The following is a 23,416-nucleotide window of genomic DNA, read 5'->3' on the forward strand; positions in this document are numbered from 1 at the left end:
AATCAGAGACTTAGAATGGCATCAAGCCTGCGGCGAATTGAGTTCAGACCCTAGTCTGCCCGGGGGATCATCGTTGCGGTTGCAAGCAGCTCCTCCGCCGTCAACGGTTTTCCAATAAATGTCTTTGGGTAGGGCATCTCTTCAAAGCCGGTTTGTAGTCTGCGTGTCAAACCGGCAGATACCATCACCGCGATGGTGCCGGAGAACCGGACTTTCGTCGATGCGCTCATCGCCTCCAGGAGTTCCAAACCGTTCATTCGCGGCATGTGTACATCCAGCAGAATGACATCTGTGTTGCCAGCCGTGTCGCTCTCCATATGATATAGTGCCGCTTCGGCATCCGGAAAGCATTGCAGCTCATCAGCCAATTGCAGCTTGTTCAAGAGGCGTTTGGACGCCATGCGGTCGATAAGATCGTCATCGACCAGCATGACCCGGCCCAGAGTTTTCATTGGAGGTTTCGTCAACACCGATATCTCATTTCTTGCGCTTGGCCTGCGGGATCAAATCATTGGGTTTGCTGGTCACATCGGCGCACCGGTTGTTCGCAGACGCCCCAGTAGTTGTGCAGGGTGTCGATGACCTTCGTCATTTCCGCTGTCCCGGAGGGTTTGACCACGTATCCGCTTGCATAGCTGCCGTAGGCAAGTTCGATGTCCTTTGGATCACTGGACGTTGTCACAACGACAACTCTTGAACCTGGGATGTCTTCACTCGCGCGCAATTCTTTCAGGAACTCATGACCGTTCATGCGCGGCATGTTGATGTCCAGCAGGATCACGTAGGGATCCAGGACCTGTTTGTCTGCGCCCTGCGCATTCAGGATTTCCAAAGCTTCTACACCATCTTTTGCGCGAACCACGGTACTTTGGGTGCCCGCATTCCTCAGCGCGCGCTGAAACAGCAGAACGTCGACGTCGTTATCCTCTACCAAAAGAATATTCATCCGCTTCTCCTCATGCCGCGATTCCGGCTTCGATCGGACCCAGTGACGCTGCCTGCTTGGGCCATTGGAAATGAAACGTGGTGCCATTTCCGGGGGTCGACTCCAGCCTCACTTGACCGCCATTCACCTCGATTGCTTTTTTTACAATTGCCAGACCAATTCCCGTGCTTTCCGGTGCATCACCCGTTCGAAGGGTCTGAAACATCTCGAAAATTCGCCTTTGAAACTTCGGGGCGATACCCGGACCGTTATCTTTCACTGAAAACTCCAACGAATTGGGCGTCTCGCGGCATGTTATCGCGATGCTCAACTGGTCGGGCGACCCGTGGTATTTCACAGAATTTCCCACCAGATTTTCGATAACGCGGCGCAGACTGACAGGATCGGTGCAGATTTCATTTACCGGGCTTTCAAGCACGATCTGATGTGGCTTCAATTTGAAATCGGACGTCAGCGAAGCCACCAATTCACACAGGTGGAGGGGCCCGCAGTCTCCCGCTTGCACCCCAATTCTCGAGAACTCGATGATGCCTGTCGTAAGGTCATTCATGCGTTGGACACGGTCCAATATGAGATCGAGGCTCATTGAAATTTCGGGATTCGCGCCGGGTGAGGACAGGTAATCCTCCAGGTCTTCCTTGATCATCTCAGTCAGGCCACTGATGCCGCGGATTGGTGTCTTCAGATCATGGGAGGCCGCATAGGCGAATTGTTCCAGTTCCTCATTGGTCCGGACCAGCTTTTGTTTTTCTGTTCGCAATTCCTTCGTCACCTCGTCGGCATAGGCAACCGCTTTGCGGTTTGCCCTCACCATCAGGATCAGAAGCGACAGGATCAAAGCTTCGATGACAAGACCTCCGACCAGGATCATCGTTGGCTGCGAGTAGGTATTGTCATTCCTGAAAGCGAGGTTGGACCGAATGTCGAGCGACCAGGTTCGCCCGTAGACATCGAGGTTCACGGTGTCGGTAAACATCGGCGCGGGATCGTGACGCTCCTCCACGGAAGAGTGTTCGTCGTAGATTTTCTGCCCTGAATCGGAAATGCTGATGCTCGTGTGACGCAAATCCTTTGCCAGCAGACCGCCCAGCAAATTGCGCATAACGAAAGGCGCATAAACCACACCTATGATCCGTTCGCGCCGTTCCGCGGCCCCGCCGGGCAAGTCGCCTCGGTAGAATGGCGCATAGAACAGGAACCCCGATGTTGCATTGGCATCCTGCACGAGCACGATGGGACCGCTGATGTGCGCATCACCGGTGTCCCGGCTCGCCAGCGCCGCGCTTCGTCTGTTCAGTTCGTGCGCCACATCCAGCCCCACTGCCGCAGCGTTGATATCTTCCGGCTCGATAAAGGAAATCGGCATGTAGATATCCTGTTCGTGCGGGGGGAATATCTCGAAGCCGGGCCGTTCCGCGCGCCGCTGCTCAAGATAGGCGCCAAGCGTCTGATCGGAAAGAAAGTGAATAACGCCGATCCCATTGATTCCAGGGTATTTCTCGTCGATGCGCAAGTGGGTGGCGAAGACACGCCACTGATCCAGCGTCATGTTCCCTTCATGGGATTCCATCGCTGCAACACCGGCCTGCAACGCGTCCTCGTATTTCAGCATGCGATCCTGGATCAGACCCACGATGCGATCACGGGAGGCATTGAATCTCTGCTCGATCCGGCTTTCGGATTGATTTTTCGAGAATTGCCAGGCGCTGAATGTCAAAACCATGGACAGCATCACGATCATGATGTGCAGCATCGAAATCTTACCACTGGCAAAGGGCAGTTTTTTCATCTTGGTTTCGCCTCGTTCTGCTCGTTACACAGGAATGAGGGAAAATTCATAATTTCAGATGAACGTCCGCACAAAAGATGCGTCTTGATCCTGCGTCAAGGGAACGGTCGAATTGTCACGAGACCACGCAGAAAACGACAGAGCGCCCGCCGACGGAATCCCGCAGCAGGGGATGAGACGCCTGTACTGTCTCTGAATTCATCACCTGACAGCGTGACGCAATTCGTCAGCGAAAGACATCGACAGGCAGGATGGTTCGGCGCAGACCTGCGCTGTCCGCCAAGCCGCCACCTTCAATTGACTCTGCATATGTAACCTGTTTAATAGGTTACATATGCAGGTGCCGTGCATCTCCGTCCTGTTGTGAACCCGCACTTCCGCGCGCACGTCAGGCGTACGCAGGCCATGGCGGGAGACCCAGGTCGGCGGGCGATGGCAGATCGTCACGACTGCTGCACGCGCCCCTCAGCGCGTTTATGGCGATCCTCGTCAAGGACGCGCTTTCCCGTCTCAAGGCGCAAAAGTCAGGAGCATAAGAAGGAGACATGGAACAGGTGATACAGGACAAACGCGTATGCTTCGATTTCGAGGTCGATTTTTCGAACGGTGGCGGCCTTCAGGGCCAGGGCTTTCGTCTCGACATCGACGGGGATGACATCAGCGATTCCGACCTGGCAGAATACATCGTGCAGGACATGCGACTGTTGATGGTGGGCGCGGTGCGCATCCTGAACAAATCGGTTATCCGCGAGCCACACAAACGCAGGGTGAAGCCGCCCGCAGTCTAAGCGATCAGACATGATATCTCCGCAAGAGCTGCTCGCCGTCTGTCGGTGCCGTCGTGCCTGCAGCGGCGCGCTGACCACGGGGTTTACCTGCTGCGTTCGCCGCTGTTTTCGGGCGCTGCGGGTTTTGTGAATTGCCCTCTCGGCTGCGCGATCCGGCGGACGACCCTCGACGCCCGGACATTGGTTCTGAACGGTAAATCGGAGCGTGGGGAAACCGGTCCGGGTAAATCTTCGTCGCTGCGCAAGTTCGGATGTGTCGATCCCGTGGGCGATCCGGGCTGCCCTTGGCTTTTTTGCGAGACGCAAGTCGTCCGGCCGTTGGAAAACCCGGGCATCAGCCCGTGCCGGCAAGGATCTCCGACCGGAACTTCTGCTCACCGGCGCGGGAAAATGTGACAACGCGACTGCCCTGCGTGCGTTTCGCCCAGCCCAGCTCTTCCATTCGGGACAGTATGGCGCGCCCGAGGCTGCCTGCCAAATGCGACCTGCGGGCGCTCCAGTCCAGACATTCTTTGCACAGCGGCGCTTTACCGGAGCGCAGCGCCGCCATGTCGACGCCGAAGCCCTGCATGAAAGCGCCGCCCTGCGCGGTCAGGTCAAGCGCGTCCCCGGAGACCTTCAGGAAGCCGCGTTCGAGAAAACTATCGAACATACGTGTCCCCATGTCCCCGGCAAGGTGATTGTAACACACCCGTGCCTTGCGCAAGGACGCCTCCTTGGGGCCGGTTCTTGTCCGCAGGTGGCCGCTTCGGGCGGCAAGGCCCATCAGACCCTCGAGAACCGAGGCCACATCGTCATTGGCCAATGAAAAATACTTGTGGCGCCCCTGCTTGAGAACCCGCAGCAGGCCACCCTCGTCCATCTTGCTCAAGTGCGAACTGGCCGTCTGGCCGGTGATCCCGGCTTCGGTGGCCAGCTCTGTTGCGGTCAGCGCCTTGCCGGTCATCAGCGCCGTCAGCATGTTGGCGCGCGCGGGGTCTCCGATCAGGGCGGCGATGCGGGCGATATCCGGTCCTTCTTTCATAGTTCGACCGTAACCGAAGCATTCGCGCAAGGCAATCGCCTATCGAGACCATGCAACACAAGGAGTTTACTATGCTGACCTGCATTATCCGGTATCAGATCGATCCAACGAAAACGGCGCAGTTTCACCGCTACGCACAAAACTGGGGCGAGGCCATCCCACGGTGCGGGGCAGACCTGGTAGGCTATTTCGCACCTCATGAAGGATCCAGCACCCTTGCCTATGGCATTTACCACATTCCCAGCCTGGCCGCCTATGAAAGCTACCGCGAGAAACTGGCGACCGATCCGCTTGGCCGCGAGAATTATGCCTTTGCACAATCCGAAAAATTCCTGCTACGCGAAGACCGAACTTTTTTAAAACTGGCCTCTGCGCCACATGGGAGACCCGAATGATCGCCGTAATTTTCGAAGTTGAGCCAGCCGAAGGCCGCAAGGATGACTATCTGGACATCGCGGCCAGAATGCGCCCCATGCTGGACGAGGTCGAGGGGTTCATTTCCGTCGAGCGGTTTCAAAGCCTGACCGATCCCGGAAAGATCCTGTCTCTGTCGTTTTTCGAAGATGAGGACGCCATTGAGAGATGGCGCAACCTGAGCGCCCATCGGGGCGCGCAACGAGAGGGGCGCGCGGGCGTGTTCTCGGGCTACAGACTGCGCATTGCCAGCGTGATCCGGGACTACGGGATGTATGATCGCGCAGAAGCGCCAGACGACAGCAACGCGGCCCACGAGGCATAAGCTGCGCGCAACCGGGCCCGGCGCGGTCATTCCAATCTGAACTAAATGCGACGCCTTTTTCAGGGCGAATGTATCAATGTATTTACCGGTTCTGTGACACGCAGGGGTTTCGTTAGTTGGTGTCCCCAGAGCTCTTTATGTACCGCGTCCTAGAATGTCTTACTCAAGATCATAATTACTGGCTGGTCGCGACTGCCGCCCTGGTATGCGTTATCGGCTCGTGCCTTTCGGTGCTGATGTCGCGTCGACTGGTCACCGCGACGGGCGCGCGAAAACAAGTGCAGCTGGTCCTGACCAGCCTGATCGCCGGGTCCACCATCTGGTCAACCCACTTCATTGCAATGCTGGCCTATGAACCGGGGTTCGAGCACGGCTACGCCCCCCTGGTGACCGCTGCCTCGCTGGGGGTTGCCGTGCTCGGCCTCATCGTTGCAAACAGTATCCTTGCCTATACCTCGCGCTGGTATTTCGCGATGCTCAGCGGCTCCCTGTTCGGCGTCACCGTCTCCGCGATGCATTACCTGGGCATGTCAGCCTACCTGCTGCCGGGTCACCTGGTCTGGAACACGGGCCCGGTAAGCGTATCGGTGCTTCTGGGGGCAGCGCTCGGCGCTTTTGCCTATCACCGCATTGCCTTTCCCGTGACGCGTTATTGCTGGATGGGCGGCGCGCTGCTGATGGTGCTTGCGATTTGCGCGATGCACTTTACCGGGATGAGCGCGTTCACGATCGAATTCAGCCCGCTGGTCGATGTCCCGCCGCAGGTTCTCGCCGACAACACACTCAGCATTTTGGTCCTCGGGATTACCTTCGTGATCCTGCTGATCGGGTTTGCCTCCTTCAGCATCGAAACCGATCTCGAACACCAGGCACGCGATCAGCTGCATCGCGCAGCGCTTCAGGACCCGCTGACCGGGCTGCCCAACCGCATGCATCTCACCCAGAAAATGACCGAGCTGACGGCCAAGCTGGAACGGACGGAAACCGAGCGCGTCGCCGTTCTGACAATCGACCTGAACCTCTTCAAGGAGGTCAATGACCTTTACGGACATGCCACCGGTGATGCGGTGCTGAAAACCGTCGCAGCACGGCTGTCGGCTGATCTGGAACAGCATGAGTTCATCGCGCGCGCGGGCGGTGACGAGTTTGTCGCACTGAAAAGCGGTTTCAGGCGGGTCGATCAGGTGATGGCCTTTGCGGAGCGTCTTCATGCGGTGGTGATTGAGCCGATCGTTGTTGGCGAGATTTCCACCACCGTCGGGGCGGCCATTGGCATTGCCACCAGCATTGACGACGGGCGCGACCTTCGCGAATTGCTGCACAAATCGGACCTGGCCATGTACCGCGCGAAATCGGAACCGGAACGGCATGTTTGCCTGTTCAACGTCGAAATGGACCAGCAAAGCCGTGAAAAGCTCGTCCTGATCAACGATTTGCGTCAAGCCTGTGGAAACGGTGAGTTCGAGCTGGTCTACCAGATACAGAATGACCTGCAGACGCTGGACCCCGTTGGCTTCGAAGTGCTTTTGCGCTGGAACCATCCTACGCGCGGTCGGGTGTCACCCGGCGAGTTCATTCCCATCGCCGAGGAAACCGGCCTGATCCGGGAAATCGGTCTCTGGGTTCTGAGAACCGCCTGTTTCGAGGCCACGTCCTGGCCGGAACCCTTCAGCATTGCCGTTAATGTCGCACCGCAACAGCTGGTCCAGCCCTCCTTTCTGGAGCATGTCTCCGACATCCTGATGGAGACACGGCTGCCGCCGGAGCGCTTGGAACTGGAAGTGACCGAAGCCAGTATCATCGACGATCAGGCCCATACCCTGCGGGTCATGCACAAACTGAAGAAAATGGGCATTCGCATCGCAATGGACGATTTCGGAACGGGGTATTCCTCGCTGGCGACCCTGCAGACCTTCCCCTTCGACAAAATCAAGATCGACCGCAGCTTCGTGCAGGACGTGCACAAAGATCAACAGCGCGCGGCGATCGTCCGGTCAACGCTGCTGCTCGGCGCCGCCCTCAACATCCCTGTTCTGGCGGAGGGGGTCGAAATGGAAGACGAACTGACCTTCCTGCGCGCCGAGAACTGCAGCGCGGTTCAGGGGTTCTATTTTGGCAAACCGATGCGCCGCGACCAGCTTCACGAGGTCTTCGCGAAACCGGACCGCAAGACGGGAACGTGACGCCGGGCCCGGGGGCGGCGGCATCCCCTGCGCGATCACCCGGCCAGGGAGGGCAGGAAGAGTACAATCCCGGGGTACGCCACCAGCAGCGCAATTGTAACCGCATCAGCCACAAAGAAAGGCATGACGCCTTTGAACACGTCCTGAACTGTCAGGTCATCCCGCACGCCCGCGACCACGAAGCAGTTCAGGCCGATGGGCGGTGTGATCAGGCAAAACTCGGCCATTTTCACGACAAGAATGCCGAACCAGATTGCACACATCGGTCCAGACATCCCGAATGCGCTGTCCGCAGCGCTCACCAGTTCGCCACCGTTCAGGGCCATCACCGCCGGATAGACGACAGGCAGGGTAAGCAGCAGCATACCGATGGCATCCATGAACATGCCCAGCACCGCATAGGCCAGCAGGATGCAGACTAGGATCAGCATTGGTGACATTTCCAGCGATGTGATCCAGTCGGCAAAGGCTTCGGGAAGCTCCGCGAACCCAAGAAAGCGCACGTATATCAGCACGCCCCAGATGATCGAGAAGATCATTACCGTCAGCTTGGCCGTGTCCAGCAGAGCGTCTTTCAACTGAGCCCAGCGCATGCCGCGGTAGAGCGCCATCAGGAAGATGATGAAAGCGCCGATGGCGCCACCTTCGGTTGGTGTCCCCCAGGCATCGCCAAACGGGTTGTAGACAAAAAAGATGATGATCACGACCACCGCCAGAATGGGCAGCGCGGGGGGTAGCGATTCAAAGCGTTCGCGCCAGGAAAATCCGCCGACGGGTGGCCCCACGCTTTTGAAGATCACGGCAATGCCGATGATCAAACCCGCATAGACAACAGCGGAAAATGCGCCCGGGATAAATCCGGCAAGCAGGAGTTTGCCCACGTCCTGTTCCACGATGATCGCGTAGATCACCAGAATGGCCGAGGGCGGGATCAGGGATGCGAGGGTTCCCCCGGCCGCCACGACGCCCGCCGCAAACTGTTTGTTGTACCCGATCTTGAGCATCTCGGGGATCGCGATACGGGCAAAGACCGCCGCCGTCGCCACCGAGGCCCCGGACACGGCGGCGAACCCCGCGGTTGCAAAGACCGTGGAGACGGCCAACCCGCCGGGCACCCAGGCGATCCAGCGTTTGGCGGCAACGAACAAAGCCGTTGTGAGTTTTGCGTAATATGCAAGATACCCGATGAGGATAAACACCGGGATCAGGCTCAGCACCTGCGCCGATACCTTCGAATGCGGCGTCAGCCCGGCAATCTTGACGCTGATCTCGACCGCCTTCCAGAACCGTTCGGGGGCGTAGTCGAACCCGTTCCACCGTAACCACACGAGGCCGACGAAGCCTGCAAGGCCCGCTGCGAAAGCAACCCGCATGCCGAGCACAACAAAAACCAGCAGGCCGGCGCTGACCCACAATCCAATTTCAATGGGTTCCATTAATCCGACCCTTCCAGCGCTTCGGCTTCCAGCCGCGCCTGTTCGGCGACGGATAGATTCAGCGGCACCGCAACAGGGCTTTCCAGCCCGAGGATGAGCGCACGCCCATACCCCCAGGCCTGGAGGATAAGCCGCAGGCACAACACGCCGAAGGCAATGGGGACAACCAGTTTGGACGGCCAGATCGGCAGCCCGATGTCGATGGAGCTGTCACGGCTGCACAACGGGCGCGCGCAATCGAAGGAGCGGTCGAAATGGTCCCAGGCACCCCATGTCAGGGCAACGATCAGCACCAGGATCAGCAACACCGAGATCAGTTCGAAGAACCACAGCACCCGCCCCTTCAGCGCGCTGACCAGCATATCCATCCGCACATGCGTCCCGTCCCGCTGAACGAACGACACGCCCATGATCGCGATGATCGGCATGGCGGCCTCGATGTAATCGACATATCCGGCCAGCGGTGAGGCAAAGAATTTCCGGCCGGTCACGGAATAGGCGGCCAGAAACATCAGGGAGAAAATGGCCAGCCCGCTGAGCAGCGCACAGAACCGTTCGATGGGTAACAACGCCCTGTCCAGCCGACTGAGCAGACTGGAATCCTCTAGCACTGCAGCAGATCCTGCCATCGTCTTGCCCCCTCCCCATTTATTATTATGAAACGGGCCGCGCCCTGCGGCACGGCCCGTCTGTTATCAGCTGCCGCCCTTGGCTTCGGCGAGCGTTTTCATCACGAGGTCATAGAGCTCCTGACCCGGCAGCCCCTGGGATTCCATATCGGCAATCCAGGCATCGCGGATCGGGTCCGCCGCCTTGGCGCGGAATTCATCGATCACGGCAGGGGCGATCTCGACCTTCTGAACGCCCTTTTCTTCCAGAACGGCATCCCAGCGCTCCAGCAGTTCGCCGTAGTTTGCCAGGTAATGGTCCAGCGCCTCAGATACCGAACTGTCAAGCGCTTCCCGCTCGGCGTCGCTCAGGGCTTCATAGGCGTCGATGTTCACGACAACCGGGCAATTCACGGTGCCGGGGTTCAGGTTCGCCGTCCACCAATCGGCCTGATTGATCGTGCCGAAAGACAGGTGTGCGTGCTGCGCAAAAGCGACCGTGTCGACAACTCCACCTTCCATTGCCTGGTAGGCTTCGGTCGCTGTCACCGACGTGGGCACACCGCCAACCGCCTCGAACGCCTGACCCAGGCCGCCTGTGGCACGCACGCGCATGCCGTCGAACTCGGCCAGTTCATCACGCGGCTCGCCGGTACCGACGAGGTTGTATTGCGGCATCGGCGAGGTCATCAGCAGCTTTGCGTTCCACTGCGCCATTTCTTCCGCAGCGGCCGGATGCGCATAGACCGCAGACGAGACCGCCACTTCCTGCTCGAGGTTCTCAACGCCCAGGAATGGCAGTTCCAGCACGGTGATCACGCGGTTCTTGTCCCGGTGGTAGCCCGCGCAGAACTGCGCCATCTCAAAGGCACCGATGGAAATGCCATCAAGGTTCTCGCGGTTCTTCGACAGACCACCGTAGCTGATGTTCATGGTAAACTCGCCGTTGGTCTTCTCTGAAACGAGTTCAGCCAGTTTTTCCACGTGCTCGGTGAAGGCACGGCGCTTGCCCCAGACCGATACGTTCCACTCGGTGGCGGCGGCTTCGGAAACGAAAGCAAAGCTGATTGCGGCGACAGCGGCGCCGGAAAGGTATTTCTTCATGTGGTTTCTCCCTTTTTTACGCGCCTCAGGTAGGGCACGCTTGGCGCAAAGCTACCCAAGCAATGCCGAAGTGCCAAGCCCAGAAAGCGTGGGGTGAATTTCCGGTACCGGTTACGGACCGTGTGCCCTGCGCATCCGCAACCGGGCACCCCGGCCGCCAGAGCGCACGCAGGTCTTGCCGATCAGGCCGCCGCAAGACGCCCTGCGAGGCATAACCGCACCGACGGTGAGGATCGCAGGGCGAAAAAGTCCGCTATTGCAGTATCACATGCATTGTCGACGATCAGTTCGGGGCAATCGGAAAAGCACTGCGGGCAAGTGATAGATTTCGGTACGTTATTTCCTTCCATTCATTTCCCGCTATGATCCGCTTGGGAGGAGGAACAGGCCACCCGTTGTCGCGACGACGGAGGGCCGGGTTCCCGGAATGCCAAGACCAAAAAAGGGAGGAACCTTCATGTCCGACACGGCCCCATCCACCAAAACATACCCCCCCTCGCCCGAAATGGCCGCCAACGCCCATGTGGATGCCGCCGCGTATGAGGCGATGTACGAGGCGTCGATTGCCGATCCGGAAAGCTTCTGGCGCAAGGAAGCGGGGCGTATCGACTGGATGAAGCCCTTCACACAGGTCAAGGACATAAATTACGCGCTGGGACAGGTGTCGATCAACTGGTTTGCCGATGGCACGCTGAACGTGTCTGAGAACTGCGTCGACCGCCATCTTGCAACCCGGGGCGATCAGACCGCGATCATCTGGGAACCTGACAGCCCCGACGAGGACGCGCTGCATATCAGCTACAGTGACCTGCATGTCGCGGTCAGCAAGATGGCGAATGTGCTCAAGGATCTGGGCGTCGGAAAAGGAGACCGGGTCATCATCTACATGCCGATGATCCCCGAAGCTGCCTATGCGATGCTCGCCTGTACGCGCATCGGGGCGATCCATTCCATCGTGTTTGCAGGCTTTTCCCCCGATGCCCTCGCCGCGCGTGTGAACGGCTGTGACGCCAAACTGGTGATCACCGCAGATCAGGCCCCGCGCGGCGGCAAGGCCACCCCGCTGAAATCAAACGCGGACCAGGCCCTGCTGCATTGCTCGGACAAGGTGAAGTGCCTCGTGGTCAAGCGCACCGGCGGTCAGACCACATGGATCGAAGGGCGTGATTATGACTATAACGCGCTGGCGGCGGATGCCTCGGCTGACTGCCCGCCCGAGGAGATGAACGCCGAGGATCCGCTGTTCATCCTCTATACCTCCGGCTCGACCGGCCAGCCGAAGGGCGTGGTGCACACGACGGGTGGCTACATTGTCTACGCGGCGATGACGCATCAGATCACCTTTGATTACCATGACGGCGATATCTTCTGGTGCACGGCGGACGTTGGCTGGGTCACCGGCCACAGCTACATCGTCTACGGGCCGCTCGCCAATGGCGCGACCACCCTGATGTTCGAAGGGGTGCCCACCTACCCCGATGCCAGCCGCTTCTGGCAGGTCTGCGAAAAGCATAAAGTGAACCAGTTCTACACCGCCCCCACGGCCATTCGCGCGCTCATGGGTCAGGGCAATGAATACGTCGAGACATGCGATCTCAGCGATCTGCGCATTCTCGGCACCGTGGGTGAGCCGATCAATCCCGAGGCGTGGAACTGGTACAACCAGGTGGTCGGCAAGGGCCGATGCCCGATTGTTGACACCTGGTGGCAGACCGAAACCGGCGGCCATTTGATGACGCCCCTGCCCGGTGCGCACGCGATGAAACCCGGCTCAGCCATGAAGCCGTTCTTTGGGATCAGACCGGTGATTCTGGAACCGACAACCGGCGAGGTTGTCGAGGGCAATGATGTTGAGGGCGTGCTGTGCATTGCCGACAGCTGGCCGGGCCAGATGCGCACGGTATGGGGTGATCACGAACGGTTCGAGAAGACGTATTTCTCCGACTACAAGGGCTATTACTTCACCGGGGACGGCTGCAAACGGGACGCCGATGGCGATTACTGGATCACCGGCCGCGTCGATGACGTGATCAACGTTTCCGGGCACCGCATGGGCACCGCGGAGGTCGAAAGTGCCCTTGTCGCACACGCACGCGTCGCCGAGGCGGCCGTGGTGGGCTACCCGCATGATATCAAAGGCCAGGGCATCTATTGCTACGTTACCCTGATGAGCGGTGAAGAACCTACTGAAGAGCTGCGCAAGGAACTGCGCAACTGGGTCCGGACAGAGATCGGACCGATTGCCAGCCCTGACCTCATCCAATGGGCCCCGGGCCTGCCGAAGACACGGTCCGGCAAGATCATGCGGCGCATCCTGCGCAAGATCGCCGAGGATGACTTCGGAGCACTGGGCGACACGTCAACGCTGGCCGATCCTTCTGTCGTGGAAGATCTGATCGAAAACCGCATGAACAAGGGGTGATTGGCGCGGCGATTTTGCGAAAGACCGGTGCCCTGCCGCACCGGTCGTTCGCGTTCAAATGCCCGGAGCGCCGATAATCCATTTGCCCCGCAGGCGCCCTGATATAAGTAAAGGCGCAACAGGACGGGAACGCATCGTGACACTTTCTTTAGCGCAACAGTTTCGTGCGGTGGCCCGTGCCGTCTGACGCACATCAGTTTTCGCCATCTGCCGACACGTTGCAGGATCTCAGACGCGCGTTCGGGTGTTACGGGACCGGCGTCACGGTGATCACGACCAACACCCACCGCGGGCCTTTGGGGATTACCGCCAATTCGTTTTCGTCAGTCTCGCTGGAGCCGCCGCTTGTCCTGTGGTCTCCGGCCGTGGCCTCGCGCCGGCATGACGCCTTTACTCAAGCTGAAAGCTTTTGCGTGCATGTTCTGGGGGCGCATCAGCTTACCCTGGCCCGTCACTTTGCCACCGAAGGCGAAGACTTCGACACCCTCAGCTGGGCGCCCGGCCCGCTGGGCGTTCCGCGGCTACACGGGTGCCTAGCCGAATTCCATTGCAGAACCCACGCGGTGCATCCAGCAGGCGATCATTCAGTGATCATCGGCGAAGTGCATCACGTGAGCCAAGTATCTGAAAGCACGCCCGGATTGCTATTTGAACGCGGTGTTTTCGGCACTTTCACGCCGCAGGGCTGACCGTTTCGATCTGCTCAATAGTCCCGTTCGAAAAACAGCCCGATGCCGGTGTTGCCGTCGTTCTCGAGCGTACCGCGGGCGGTCAGGGACTCGCTGATATCGAGGTTGATTGACAGCTCGGTCTCCCCTCCGCCCGTCACCACGTCGGTGTAGATGTCATCGGTGATATACTTCCCGGCGCGCACCGCCGCTTCACCCTCGTCGGTGGTCGTCACATCGAAATCATCCAGCCTAAATCCGGTTCGCAGGTTGCCGATCAGGCCGGCACCGCTGCGCCCGGCAAGAACCGCCACCGCATTCGCCAGCTGGACCGCCTGAAACGCCGATATCTCGCTGAGACTGCGCCCAAAGAGCAATTGAGCAAGAACCTCATCCTGCGGCCCTTCGGGTGTGGAGCGGAAGGTGACTTCTGGCCGATCGACAGGCCCTTCCAGCACGATGCTCGCCGTGCCGGTTTCCGTATCCGACGTGGTCACAAATCGAATATAGGGAACAAGGTCGCCCTGAAACTGAATGGACCCCTCGTCCAGATCGAACCGTTTGCCCAGAATATCAAGGCGACCACGCACCAGATCGAACTGGCCAGCCGAGATGACACGCCCGGTGTTGCCGCTGATTTCAAGGGATCCGCCAAGTTCTGCATCGATACCGCGACCGCGCACGAAGATCCTCCGCGGCGCATTCACGACGATGCCGAGACCATAGACGCTGCCGGCACCACGCCCGGCAGTGGCTTCGGGCTGAGGTATCACGCCCGCCCGCGTGCGTGTCTGGGTCACCGCGACCGGAGACCCGATGTGCACGATGTCCGGGATCTCCCCGATACTGGTCAACCCTGAGGATGGTACCGAGATCAGGGTTTCGCCCACGTCGATGACCCCGTCGATCCGCGCGCCACCGGTCAATCCGCCCACCACGGCGATGTCGCCGTCAACAGTGGTCGAGAATATACGCGGGTCCGTCAGCACCACACTGCGCAATCCGATGTTCAGATCGGCAACGAGGGTGGCAAGGTTGACGACGCCGCCCGCGACAACCTGCCCGCCACCCACGACATCGCCCGTCACATCGAGTTGCGCCCGCCCGTCCGCCAAGTTGACCCCGGTCACGATATTGTTCAGGGCGGCGCGCAGGTTGGGCGCGGTGAAACTGGCATCATTGGTGGTGATCCGCCCCGACACCGATTGCAGTGCAGCGGGGCCGTTCACGGCGAGGTCAAACTGTGCCTGCCCCTGCAGGCTGCGCGGCGCGAGAAAGGGTTCGGACAATCCCAGCGGCAGCGCCCCCACGACTGACAGATCAAGCACACCATCCTCGCGCACGAGGCCGGCGATTGTGGCCTCGGTCCCGCTTGGACCCTGGGCCATCGTGTCAATGTCCCAGTCGGGACCGCTCCGCCGCGCGGTGCCGTCTATCGCGAAAGGTCCGGAAATCCTGGGCACGAAGACGCTGATGTCGGGCAGGCTTGCCTCGAAATCGAGTGACGCGGCCGGTCCGGTGGCCAAACCTGCGACACTGACCACGGACCGGTAGGGTCCGTCCGCATCCACGTCGACACTGTATCCCTCCCCGGACTGCCAAAGCCTGCCGGATGCGTTCAGCGGCCCCTGAACCGATGGCGCAAGCGGCCGGATTTCCGGCACCGACAGGTCAAATGCAAGGTCTGCCTGGGGCCCGGTGGCGCGGCCTTGTACGGACAGGGTGCTGTCGTAAGGCGCGTTGGCCAGCAGATCGACCGTCCAGCCTGAAGCATCCTGGCTGGCCCGCGCATCCACGTTCACCGCACCTTCGTATTGTGGCAGCACCCGGGCAATATCGTTCAGTCGGGCGAGGATGTTCGCAGCACTGTTATTGCTGCGCAACTGCACGTCGCCCGTCAGGTTCAGGGCAGTGTTGGCGAGTTCCAGATCCTCGACAAATGTGCCCGTCACATCCCGTCGCGCTTGCAGGGTCAGAGCGGTCACGCCTTCCAACACTGCGTCCGCCTGCGGCACGTCCACTTTCAGATCAGTTGTCGTGCCCTTGATGGTCACATCGAACATGCTGCTCAGCGGGGTAACCCGCCCCGCGACATCCAGCCTTGCAGCCCCTGCGAGGCGTCGGCCTGCCACACCGGAAAAGCGTCCGATTTCATCGGCTTGTACCGACAGATTAAGGTCGGTCGGAAACCCTCCCCCAAGCCCGTCAATGACCGCGTCACCGGCAAGCCGGTAGTCATCGCCAGCCAGTTCCAGCCCGGTGATTTCAATCGGTTCGTCCTCGACGTAGCGGATATTGGCCGTGCCGCGCACCTCCTGACCAAGCGCGTCACCTGCATTTGCATCTGCCAGCGCCAGGCCTTGCGCGATAAAGCCCAGATCGCCCTCAAAGCTGCCCAGCCCACCGGGATCACCCCGCAACGCGCCATCAAGCACCAGTTTTGCACCGGCGAACCGCAGATCGTCGCGCTCCAGTCCGGCAATCGTGAAATCGCCCAGAAAGGCGTCGCCATCCGCCACGTCAAAGTCGACGCTCAGATCAACGGATTTTACGGAAGTGTTGACGTCCGGCCCTGGCAGTGACACCGCCTGCCCGTCCACGCCACCGATCCGGCCATCGACGTCAACGAAGGTGGGCCACAGATCACTGTTCAGCCGCACGGCCCCGGCAAGTTGCGCCGATTTGGCAATCAGTCGAAAGTCGCTGATATCGAGCGCGCCATCGGCAGAGCGCAGCACATCGACGTTCAGACCGATGTCGCTGCCGAAAAAGTCGCGCGATTGCGGCGCCACCAGCGGGGTGATGTCGCCCCCGAGCGCTGCCCGGATGCGGCGGTCCGGCGGCGCGCCCTCGGTCTCGCCCGGCAGTGCCGCGAGGGTGACCTGCCCGGCCACACGCTCCTCGCCATCTGTCGCAAGCGTGATGTCTGCGGTAAAATCATCCAACAGGCCGGCGCCCGCCACCGTGAGGTCCATCGACGGCTGCCCGGGCAGCTTCATCATCCGGACCGCCAGCCCTTCGGGGGCCTCGTCCAGTTCCAGCTGGACGGTAATCTCCGAGGTGTCGCGGGCGAATCCGCCCTTGATCAGAAACATGCCCTCCGGTCCATCAAGACGCTCGGCGCTCAGATCGACCACGGCACCGGCGTCATCCAGCCGTGCCGCCGCCGTCACGCTCAGTTCGGCGGCCACGCCGATGATGGGCTCGCCCAGGGAGATGCGGGCGACCTCGAAAAGCGCGATGTCGATGGACACCGGCAGATCGGGCAAGGCAAACTCCGTTGCCTCCGCGGACGGCAGCTCGGTCGTTTCCTCTGCGTCGGGCAGGCGCGGCAGATCAAGTGATGCAGCGCTCAGGCGATCGACCTCAAGGTTGCCGCGCAGCAGGGCAAGGCGGCTCCAGTTCAGCCTGACATCTTCCAGCGTCAGCCAGATGCCCTGATCATCCGCAATGGTCATCCGCTCGAAAGACGCCTCCGAACTCAGGGCACCGGCGAAACCAACGATATTGACCTCGCGCCCCGCGCCGGACAGAGCGTCCTCTATCGTGCGGGTCAGAAAGCCCCCGTCATCCTCGTCCTGCTGTTGCGCATCGACACCCCAGGGGATGACCAGCACGGCCAGAAGAAGCGGATAGATATACCAGCGGTTTTTCATCAGAACGCCTGTCCAATCCCGATATAGACCTGAAACGAGGTGTTGTCGTCATCCCCGGAAGTCGGCACGCCCACGTCCAATCGGATAGGTCCGATCGGTGTGTCGTACCGCAGGCCAACACCTGCCCCGGTCTGCCATTCACCGGAACCGTCGGGAAACACCTCCCGACCAATGTAGCCTGCATCGAAAAAGCCCACATAGCCAAGGTTTCCGGTGGTGCGCATGCGGATTTCCGCGGACAGCCCGATAAAGGACCGCCCTCCGACGATCTGACCACCGCCGAGATCGACACCCAGGGACTGATAGTCATGTCCCCGCACGGTGTCGCCGCCGCCGGAGTAAAAGAGAAAATCCGCCGGTGCGACCGAAAGCGCAGGCCCGATGAGGGACCCCAGCTGCCCCCGCAGGGCAATCGTGGTTGGGCGTTCCTGTCCGAATGTCCTGTAGCCGCGCAGATCAACGGAGGTCAGAATACCGTTGTCGGCCCCGTCAATCGCGGCAAACGGCGTGACATCCGCCTTTGCGAAGTACCCCCGGCGCGCATCGAGCGTCTTGTCGCGATAGTCGAAGGTCGTGCCCAGCGGAAACATCAACAGCGCGTAATTGTTTTCGCCAAAGGCATCGCGCGTATTTGCGCGCCGTAGCGCAATACCCGCCCTGTATTGCCGGTTGTCCGATGCAATCCGTTCGATGCCGGTGCCAATGGTGGCCTGCCGAGAGAAGAAGTTCACCTCATCGAGCTGTTCAACCTCGCCCAGAACGTATAACTCCGTGTCCTCGTTGAAGGTCGCCGGGCGTTGGTAGCGCGCGCCAAGCAGGAAATCGGTGCCGCCCGTCTCGCCGCCGATGCCGTCGATCTCGGCCTCCAGGCGCAGTCTTTCCGCGCCGCCGAACAGATTGCGGTGTATCCAGAACGCGCTCACGGACAGGCCCTCGATGGTGGAAATCTCGCCGCCGAACCCGAACCGCCGGGGCTTGTCTTCGACGACCCGCGCGGTAATGCCCAGAGCGTCACCTGGTCCCACCTCCTCTGCTTCGATCATTGCGACCGAGCTGAAGGTACCGGTCCGGCGCAGACGGGCCGCAGCATCTTCGAGTTCCTTTGGCGAATACACCGTCCCGGCTGGCAACCCGGCGATCTCGACAATCCGTTCGGTGCGCACCGCCGTATTGCCGGTCACGTTCAGGTTGCCAAACCGCAGGCGGGGTCCGGGATCGAGACGCAAGCTGGCGTCGATTGTCTTATCCGCATGTCGCGCGGTGACTTTCTGGCTTTCCAGTCGGGCCTTGGCGTGCCCTTCGTCCCGCCACGCACCCACTCCCGCCGCCACAACATCGCGCAGCACGCTCAGCCGCGCGGTTTCGCCCAGTCGGAAGCCTTCGGGCACTTTTGTTCCCGGCACGAGCGGCGCGATCTCGGCCTTGCCAAAACGAAACTGCGACCCCGGCGCAATCCGGATACGGGCGCGCGACACGCTGCGCGGCGGCGCCACGGATTTGATCGAGGCCGCTTCCCGCCCGTCCAGCGAAATGCGGATCACCGCACCGTAATAGCCGTAGTCATAAAGCACTGCGAGCAAGCGCTTGTAATCCGCCTGTGCCGTCGACACCAGTTCCTGCGGTGACACCTCGGTTTCGGATTGCGCTTGCTCAAACAGCAGCGAGCCGCCTTCGAGATCGCTGCGCAGGGCTTCATCCAGCCCGCCTTCGAGGGAGACCTCGATGGCTTTTGCAGGGAGAGCAAGGCAGAGGGCCAGAACCGTCGCAAGGATCCATCGATGGCGCATCGGTCCCATGCTTTTTACGATCATTACCAACACCCCCCGTGCGACGATTTCCAAACCAGCACCTGCGGAATCGTGCAGCACTTCTGACTCGCCGTCTGCCTACTGTGTAACGGATTTCCACAATCGGCTGCAAACAGACAAACTAGTGCGAAAACAGAAAACACAACGGGCGCGCGGGAATATGCCTCTTAGCGGTCAAAGGCACCGGCGGATCCCTCGGATGCGGATAGATTGGGTCACCAGACGGGTCGCGACAAGGATCAGATGACCGGCGCTGCCCCGACCACATCGATATCAGTATCGACGCCCAGTGTCGCCAACACGTTGCCGCCGTCGACATAGGCATAGATGTCGAGACTGTTGCCCTGGCCGTCATCGACAGGCGTGTCCGAGACCTTCTGGAAGCTGCCGGGGCCATCAGTCACCAGCGTTAACTGGTCTCCCGCGTCGCCATAGATCACGGCGCTTTCGGGCAGTGCTTCGTCGAGCAGCGTTTCAAGAAGACTGTCGCCGGTTGTCGACAGATCGACGACATCGGACAGGCTCAGTTCCAATGTGTTGGCCTGCCCGTTTTGCATATCAAGGGCTTCAATGTCGCGGATATCCAGTGTTGGCAGCACGTCTTCGGTCAGATTTCCCGCAAGATCGAATGCGAGGATGTCGCGTCCGGCACCGCCATCCACCACATCGGTGCCGCTATCGGGCGCCTCGGTGACGGCAATCACGTCATCGCCCGCACCAGCCAGCACGATATCCGCGCCAGCGCCGCCGTTGATCGTGTCATCGCCCCCGAAACCGAAGATCACATCATTGCCGCCGCCACCATCGATCACGTCCGCCGCGTCGCTGCCGAACAGCAAATCCGCTTGCGCGAACCCTGTCAGCGTTTGCGCGCTCTCAGCCTTGCCAATCACATCACTGGTGAAAAGCTCGATTTCAGCCGTGCTTTCATCGCCGTCCAGATCAAATCGTGCGGTCACACCGATCAGGTTGTCTTCGCCGAGCAGCATTTCGATGTTTTCGATACTGGCCAGCGGTAAGGCGTAATCGATCCCATCGACAGACAATGCGCTGCTGGTCTCGTCCGCGATGATGCCTTTGTCCTCACCATCGGCATCAAGCGTAAGCTCCAGACTGATCAGGCGGGGGTCGAAGACAGGTGTCTGTGTCAGGGCTGCCGCAAGTTCAGCGGGAGACACAAGGAAGGTCGGGTCCGGGTCGAACTCTTCCAGCAGGGTCGGATCATACCCGGTGCCAAAACCAAAGGCCTGAATATCGACGGTGTAGCCGCCGCCGGGCGGGTTGTTCAACTCGGCCAGCGCGTCCCGCCAGCTGCCGTTCGAGGGCACCCCGTCGGTAATGAACAGCAGAAAGTTCGCCTCATTTTCAGGTTGGGAATTCAGGAAGCTGGCCGTTTCGGTGAACGCGAGATCCCACCTCGTAGCGCCGCCGCGATACGGCAGGGTCGAAATGGCGCCGGACAGGGTCGGATCCTGCAGATCATAGGGTCCGAATGTCGATACGCCGCCGGAATAGGTGATGATCTGGACGTCCACATTTGTGGTCGATCCTTCAAACTGATCGGCCAGCAGACCGACAGCGTCATTCACGGCGTCGCGCATTTCGGCCCAGTCCGCCTGTCCAATGCTGCCCGAACTGTCCATGGCGATCACCAGGTTGACGGATTGCGCCGTGACTGACTCTGCATCAATGGAGAGCGCCCCTGCCGCTGTTTCCTCAGTGGCCACGGTCGTCAGCGCGATCGTCACGCCGCGCGCTCCGACGCTGCCGGTCGGGGCTTCAACGGCAGCCGTTGCGCGACCTGACGTGATGCCGCCTGCGCTGTCCTCAACGGTGTATTCAAAGCGATCAAGTCCGGCGAAACCTGCGTTGGGCGTGTAAACGAATGAACCGTCGCTGTTGATCGTAACCGTGCCGTTGTCCGGACCATCTGAGCCAAGGGCAAACGTCAAGGGGGCCGTGCTGTCCGCATCCGCGGCGGTCAGCTGATCCGACAGCACGCCGTTCTGATCCACCTGGAAAACGCTGTTTGTCGCCACGACCGGCGCATCGTTTGTCCCGGTCAGCGTCACCTCAACGACCTGCGTGACCTCGGCGCCGAACTGGTCGCTTGCGGTGGCAGTAAGGGTCTCCGTGACGGTTTCGCCTTCCGCAATGCCATCCGCGATCGAATTGTCGAGCACGTAGCTCCACGCGCCTTCAGAGGTGATAACGAAGGTGCCGAAAACCGCGGCCGACACCCCCGACCAGGTGACTACCGCACCGTCGTCCGGGTCGGTTGCAGACAGTTGCCCGGCAGCATCCGCTTCTTCTTCGCCCTCGACCACGACGCCCCGGTCCTGCCCGGATACCGTCGTGATGACGGGTGCATCATTTGTCCCGGTTACCGTGACGGTGACCGTGGCCTCGGCGGTTTCCCCCGACGGGTCCGAGACGCGGACGCTGAAACTGTCAGCGCCGGCATAGTTGAGGTTCGGCGTGTAGGCGTAGATGCCATTCTGCAAAAGCACGACTTCGCCGTTCGCGGGCACCGCGCTGATCGCATAGCTGAGGTTGTCGCCGTCGATATCCGAAGCGGTGATCATGCCGGTCACGATATTGTCTTCGGTGACGCTGACGGCCCCGTCGCTGGCTGTCGGCGCATCATTCACCGGCAGAACCTGCACGATCACAATGCCCTCGATGCTGTCGCCGGCCGGATCGGTAACGACGAAGGTGAAACTGTCGGATCCGTTGAAATTCGGTACCGGGACGTAATCGAACTGACCATCGGGCGCGACACTGACAACCCCGTTCGAAGGGCCGCTGTTCAGGGCATAGACCAGGTCGCCCGGCGCACCGGCGGCAACAGTGATTTCCCCCGCAATGGCGGTTTCCTCGCTCGCGTCTTCAAAACCTGTCACCACGATAACCGGCGGCGGTTCACTGTCATCGATGATCAGCCCTTCGTCAAAGCTGCCCGGATCATCGGCTGGCTCGTTTTCCACGTCGGGTGGCGCTTCGATACTCTCGGATTCGTCGATCTCGTCGACGTCCAGATCGGTGGGCGCATTCGTTCCGGGATCATTCCCCGCGCCCCGGTCGACCGGGTCCGACAGTGACACGAACGTATCCCCCGCATCCACCCGCGAGGTGGCAGCGCGGAATGCGGCAAAGGCCTCCGCGATGAGAGCGCTGTCTTCGGTTTCATCCTGAAGCGTGCGTTCAATCTCCCGGCTCTCGTTATTGGCGCCGGAGACCACCCATTTGGTGTTGATCTCGTCAATGAAGGCAATCAGGTTGCCCTCGTTATCGCGCAACTCCACCCGGCCCTGCCCGCCGTCGGGATCGGTTGTCAGCGTCACCTCGGTGGTATCGACGCCATTGACGGTGCCAACCTGTACAACAACGGTCGTGCCACGGATACCCATCGTCGATGAGGGCGTGTTCACATCCATCCCGCCGGTTTTGGCGACCTGTCCCGCAATGAAGACAAAGGAACCCTGGATCAGACTGAAACTGCCGGAATTGTCGTCAGCAGCGGGGTCGAAAATCAACTCGTCAATCACCATGCGCGACGCGGATGCGAGGGTGAAAATGGTCCCGTCGACAAAAGTCACGGCGACGGAGGCGGCGTCTTCCGTCGCGATCACGTCGTTTTGAAAAATCTTCATCCCGACTTGCAGGGTTTCCACCGTGCCATCGACCCGCTGTACGGTTGTTATCCCCTCAACCGTCTCGACCTGACCAATCGGGCCCTGACCGATGCCGCCCCCGCCGACCTGGACGTATTGTCCCGGCGCCAGCGGTCCGGCCAGCAGGTCCACGACCGAGCCGCGCAACACGGCGCCGGCCGGATCAAACAGATCAGCCGGGTGCGGGTTTTCAAAGTATCCGGGCAGCCGGAAACTCGGCGCCCCGTCATTGTCGATGTAAAGATCGGAACCCACGCGATTGAATGTGCCGGAGAACAGTAACGCGCTGTCAGGGACGACGACTGACCCGGACCCGTCGACACTGAGCGTTACGACTTCTCTGGGATCTTCATTCTGCGCCGAATATTGCCGAGACACGGAGGTATTCCTAAAAAACGATAACTTAACTGAAATTTAACCAATTTTTGAGTCTCCGTATGTGAACGATGACACATTCTGCCGAAATGCGGCCGCGAAAATGACATATTCCCGCGCACGTTGAATTTTTTTCTTGATTGGCGACAGATCAGAAACAGTGGCTCAACCGCTGGCGACTTGATCCAGGGTCCGA

The 23,416-nt window shown here is 60.3% G+C and carries 16 protein-coding genes; 6 read left to right on the top strand and 10 right to left on the bottom strand.

All coding sequences use genetic code 11. The features are described 5' to 3' along the window. Positions 1 to 50: 50 nt before the first annotated feature. From KX928_RS22965 to KX928_RS22975, 3 genes are read right to left on the bottom strand one after another with little or no spacing between them, the layout of a single operon-like run. A complete protein-coding gene (locus KX928_RS22965; RefSeq protein ID WP_219507671.1) occupies positions 51 to 452 on the bottom strand; it encodes a response regulator in 402 nt (133 codons plus the stop codon). A gap of 56 nt (positions 453 to 508) precedes the next feature. Continuing rightward, positions 509 to 946: a response regulator gene (locus KX928_RS22970; protein WP_219507673.1), complete on the bottom strand. Its 438-nt coding sequence runs from the start codon at positions 944 to 946 to the stop codon at positions 509 to 511. A 10-nt stretch (positions 947 to 956) separates the two neighbouring features. After that, on the bottom strand, positions 957 to 2,735 hold the full coding sequence (locus KX928_RS22975) for a CHASE domain-containing sensor histidine kinase (protein ID WP_219507675.1): 1,779 nt from the start codon (positions 2,733 to 2,735) through the stop codon (positions 957 to 959). A gap of 545 nt (positions 2,736 to 3,280) precedes the next feature. Here KX928_RS22975 and KX928_RS22980 point away from each other — a divergent pair. After that, positions 3,281 to 3,523, top strand: a complete 243-nt coding sequence (locus KX928_RS22980) for a hypothetical protein (RefSeq protein WP_219507677.1) — start codon at positions 3,281 to 3,283, stop codon at positions 3,521 to 3,523. A 334-nt stretch (positions 3,524 to 3,857) separates the two neighbouring features. Here KX928_RS22980 and KX928_RS22985 read toward each other — a convergent pair whose 3' ends face one another. Further along, positions 3,858 to 4,547 (bottom strand): ArsR/SmtB family transcription factor, encoded by a 690-nt coding sequence (locus tag KX928_RS22985; protein ID WP_219507679.1) that lies wholly within the window; start codon positions 4,545 to 4,547, stop codon positions 3,858 to 3,860. Between the two features lie 71 nt (positions 4,548 to 4,618). Between KX928_RS22985 and KX928_RS22990 the strand changes: the two genes are divergently transcribed. From KX928_RS22990 to KX928_RS23000, 3 genes are all read left to right on the top strand, one after another. After that, on the top strand, positions 4,619 to 4,942 hold the full coding sequence (locus KX928_RS22990; RefSeq protein WP_219507681.1) for an NIPSNAP family protein: 324 nt from the start codon (positions 4,619 to 4,621) through the stop codon (positions 4,940 to 4,942). After that, positions 4,939 to 5,286 carry an antibiotic biosynthesis monooxygenase family protein gene (locus KX928_RS22995; protein ID WP_219507683.1) on the top strand — a complete coding sequence of 116 codons (348 nt, stop codon included), beginning with the start codon at positions 4,939 to 4,941 and terminating at the stop codon, positions 5,284 to 5,286. Before KX928_RS22990 ends, KX928_RS22995 begins: the two co-directional genes overlap by 4 nt. Positions 5,287 to 5,423: 137 nt before the next feature. Beyond that, positions 5,424 to 7,469: a putative bifunctional diguanylate cyclase/phosphodiesterase gene (locus KX928_RS23000; RefSeq protein WP_219507685.1), complete on the top strand. Its 2,046-nt coding sequence runs from the start codon at positions 5,424 to 5,426 to the stop codon at positions 7,467 to 7,469. Between the two features lie 35 nt (positions 7,470 to 7,504). On the opposite strand, the gene KX928_RS23005 is transcribed toward KX928_RS23000, so the two are convergent. From KX928_RS23005 to dctP, 3 genes are all read right to left on the bottom strand, one after another. Then, positions 7,505 to 8,905 (bottom strand): TRAP transporter large permease, encoded by a 1,401-nt coding sequence (locus KX928_RS23005; RefSeq protein ID WP_219507687.1) that lies wholly within the window; start codon positions 8,903 to 8,905, stop codon positions 7,505 to 7,507. Further along, a complete protein-coding gene (locus tag KX928_RS23010; protein WP_219507690.1) occupies positions 8,905 to 9,534 on the bottom strand; it encodes a TRAP transporter small permease subunit in 630 nt (209 codons plus the stop codon). Before KX928_RS23010 ends, KX928_RS23005 begins: the two co-directional genes overlap by 1 nt. 66 nt (positions 9,535 to 9,600) lie before the next feature. Next, the gene (gene dctP, locus KX928_RS23015; RefSeq protein WP_219507692.1) at positions 9,601 to 10,617 is read right to left on the bottom strand and encodes a TRAP transporter substrate-binding protein DctP; all 1,017 of its coding nucleotides are present in this window, start codon (positions 10,615 to 10,617) and stop codon (positions 9,601 to 9,603) included. A 457-nt stretch (positions 10,618 to 11,074) separates the two neighbouring features. Here dctP and acs point away from each other — a divergent pair, with 457 nt between their 5' ends. Together acs and KX928_RS23025 are read left to right on the top strand one after the other, a co-directional pair. Then, a complete protein-coding gene (acs, locus tag KX928_RS23020; protein WP_219507695.1) occupies positions 11,075 to 13,039 on the top strand; it encodes an acetate--CoA ligase in 1,965 nt (654 codons plus the stop codon). A 176-nt stretch (positions 13,040 to 13,215) separates the two neighbouring features. Next, entirely contained in the window at positions 13,216 to 13,728 is a 513-nt protein-coding gene (locus KX928_RS23025; RefSeq protein ID WP_219507697.1) for a flavin reductase family protein, read from the top strand. A gap of 14 nt (positions 13,729 to 13,742) precedes the next feature. On the opposite strand, the gene KX928_RS23030 is transcribed toward KX928_RS23025, so the two are convergent. From KX928_RS23030 to KX928_RS23040, 3 genes are all read right to left on the bottom strand, one after another. Further along, positions 13,743 to 17,363, bottom strand: coding sequence for a translocation/assembly module TamB domain-containing protein (locus KX928_RS23030; RefSeq protein ID WP_219507707.1), 3,621 nt, complete (start codon positions 17,361 to 17,363; stop codon positions 13,743 to 13,745). Next, complete coding sequence (locus tag KX928_RS23035) at positions 17,363 to 19,174, bottom strand: autotransporter assembly complex protein TamA (RefSeq protein ID WP_219507709.1); 1,812 nt, start codon at positions 19,172 to 19,174, stop codon at positions 17,363 to 17,365. The genes KX928_RS23030 and KX928_RS23035 overlap by 1 nt, the downstream gene beginning before the upstream one ends. A 236-nt stretch (positions 19,175 to 19,410) precedes the next feature. Next, the gene (locus KX928_RS23040) at positions 19,411 to 23,223 is read right to left on the bottom strand and encodes a cadherin-like domain-containing protein (protein WP_219507711.1); all 3,813 of its coding nucleotides are present in this window, start codon (positions 23,221 to 23,223) and stop codon (positions 19,411 to 19,413) included. Positions 23,224 to 23,416: the final 193 nt, after the last annotated feature.

It is taken from the genome of Roseobacter insulae (assembly GCF_019375555.1).
GTDB classification, from domain to species: Bacteria; Pseudomonadota; Alphaproteobacteria; order Rhodobacterales; family Rhodobacteraceae; genus Roseobacter; species Roseobacter insulae.

Coding starts and splice junctions, on each gene's coding strand:
- KX928_RS23030 (WP_219507707.1), bottom strand. CDS start 17,363: ATGAAAAACCGCTGGTATATCTATCCGCTTCTTCTGGCCGTGCTGGTC.
- acs (WP_219507695.1), top strand. CDS start 11,075: ATGTCCGACACGGCCCCATCCACCAAAACATACCCCCCCTCGCCCGAA.
- KX928_RS22965 (WP_219507671.1), bottom strand. CDS start 452: ATGAAAACTCTGGGCCGGGTCATGCTGGTCGATGACGATCTTATCGAC.
- KX928_RS23005 (WP_219507687.1), bottom strand. CDS start 8,905: ATGGAACCCATTGAAATTGGATTGTGGGTCAGCGCCGGCCTGCTGGTT.
- KX928_RS22995 (WP_219507683.1), top strand. CDS start 4,939: ATGATCGCCGTAATTTTCGAAGTTGAGCCAGCCGAAGGCCGCAAGGAT.
- KX928_RS22980 (WP_219507677.1), top strand. CDS start 3,281: ATGGAACAGGTGATACAGGACAAACGCGTATGCTTCGATTTCGAGGTC.
- dctP (WP_219507692.1), bottom strand. CDS start 10,617: ATGAAGAAATACCTTTCCGGCGCCGCTGTCGCCGCAATCAGCTTTGCT.
- KX928_RS22970 (WP_219507673.1), bottom strand. CDS start 946: ATGAATATTCTTTTGGTAGAGGATAACGACGTCGACGTTCTGCTGTTT.
- KX928_RS23010 (WP_219507690.1), bottom strand. CDS start 9,534: ATGGCAGGATCTGCTGCAGTGCTAGAGGATTCCAGTCTGCTCAGTCGG.
- KX928_RS22975 (WP_219507675.1), bottom strand. CDS start 2,735: ATGAAAAAACTGCCCTTTGCCAGTGGTAAGATTTCGATGCTGCACATC.
- KX928_RS23000 (WP_219507685.1), top strand. CDS start 5,424: ATGTACCGCGTCCTAGAATGTCTTACTCAAGATCATAATTACTGGCTG.
- KX928_RS22985 (WP_219507679.1), bottom strand. CDS start 4,547: ATGAAAGAAGGACCGGATATCGCCCGCATCGCCGCCCTGATCGGAGAC.
- KX928_RS22990 (WP_219507681.1), top strand. CDS start 4,619: ATGCTGACCTGCATTATCCGGTATCAGATCGATCCAACGAAAACGGCG.
- KX928_RS23035 (WP_219507709.1), bottom strand. CDS start 19,174: ATGATCGTAAAAAGCATGGGACCGATGCGCCATCGATGGATCCTTGCG.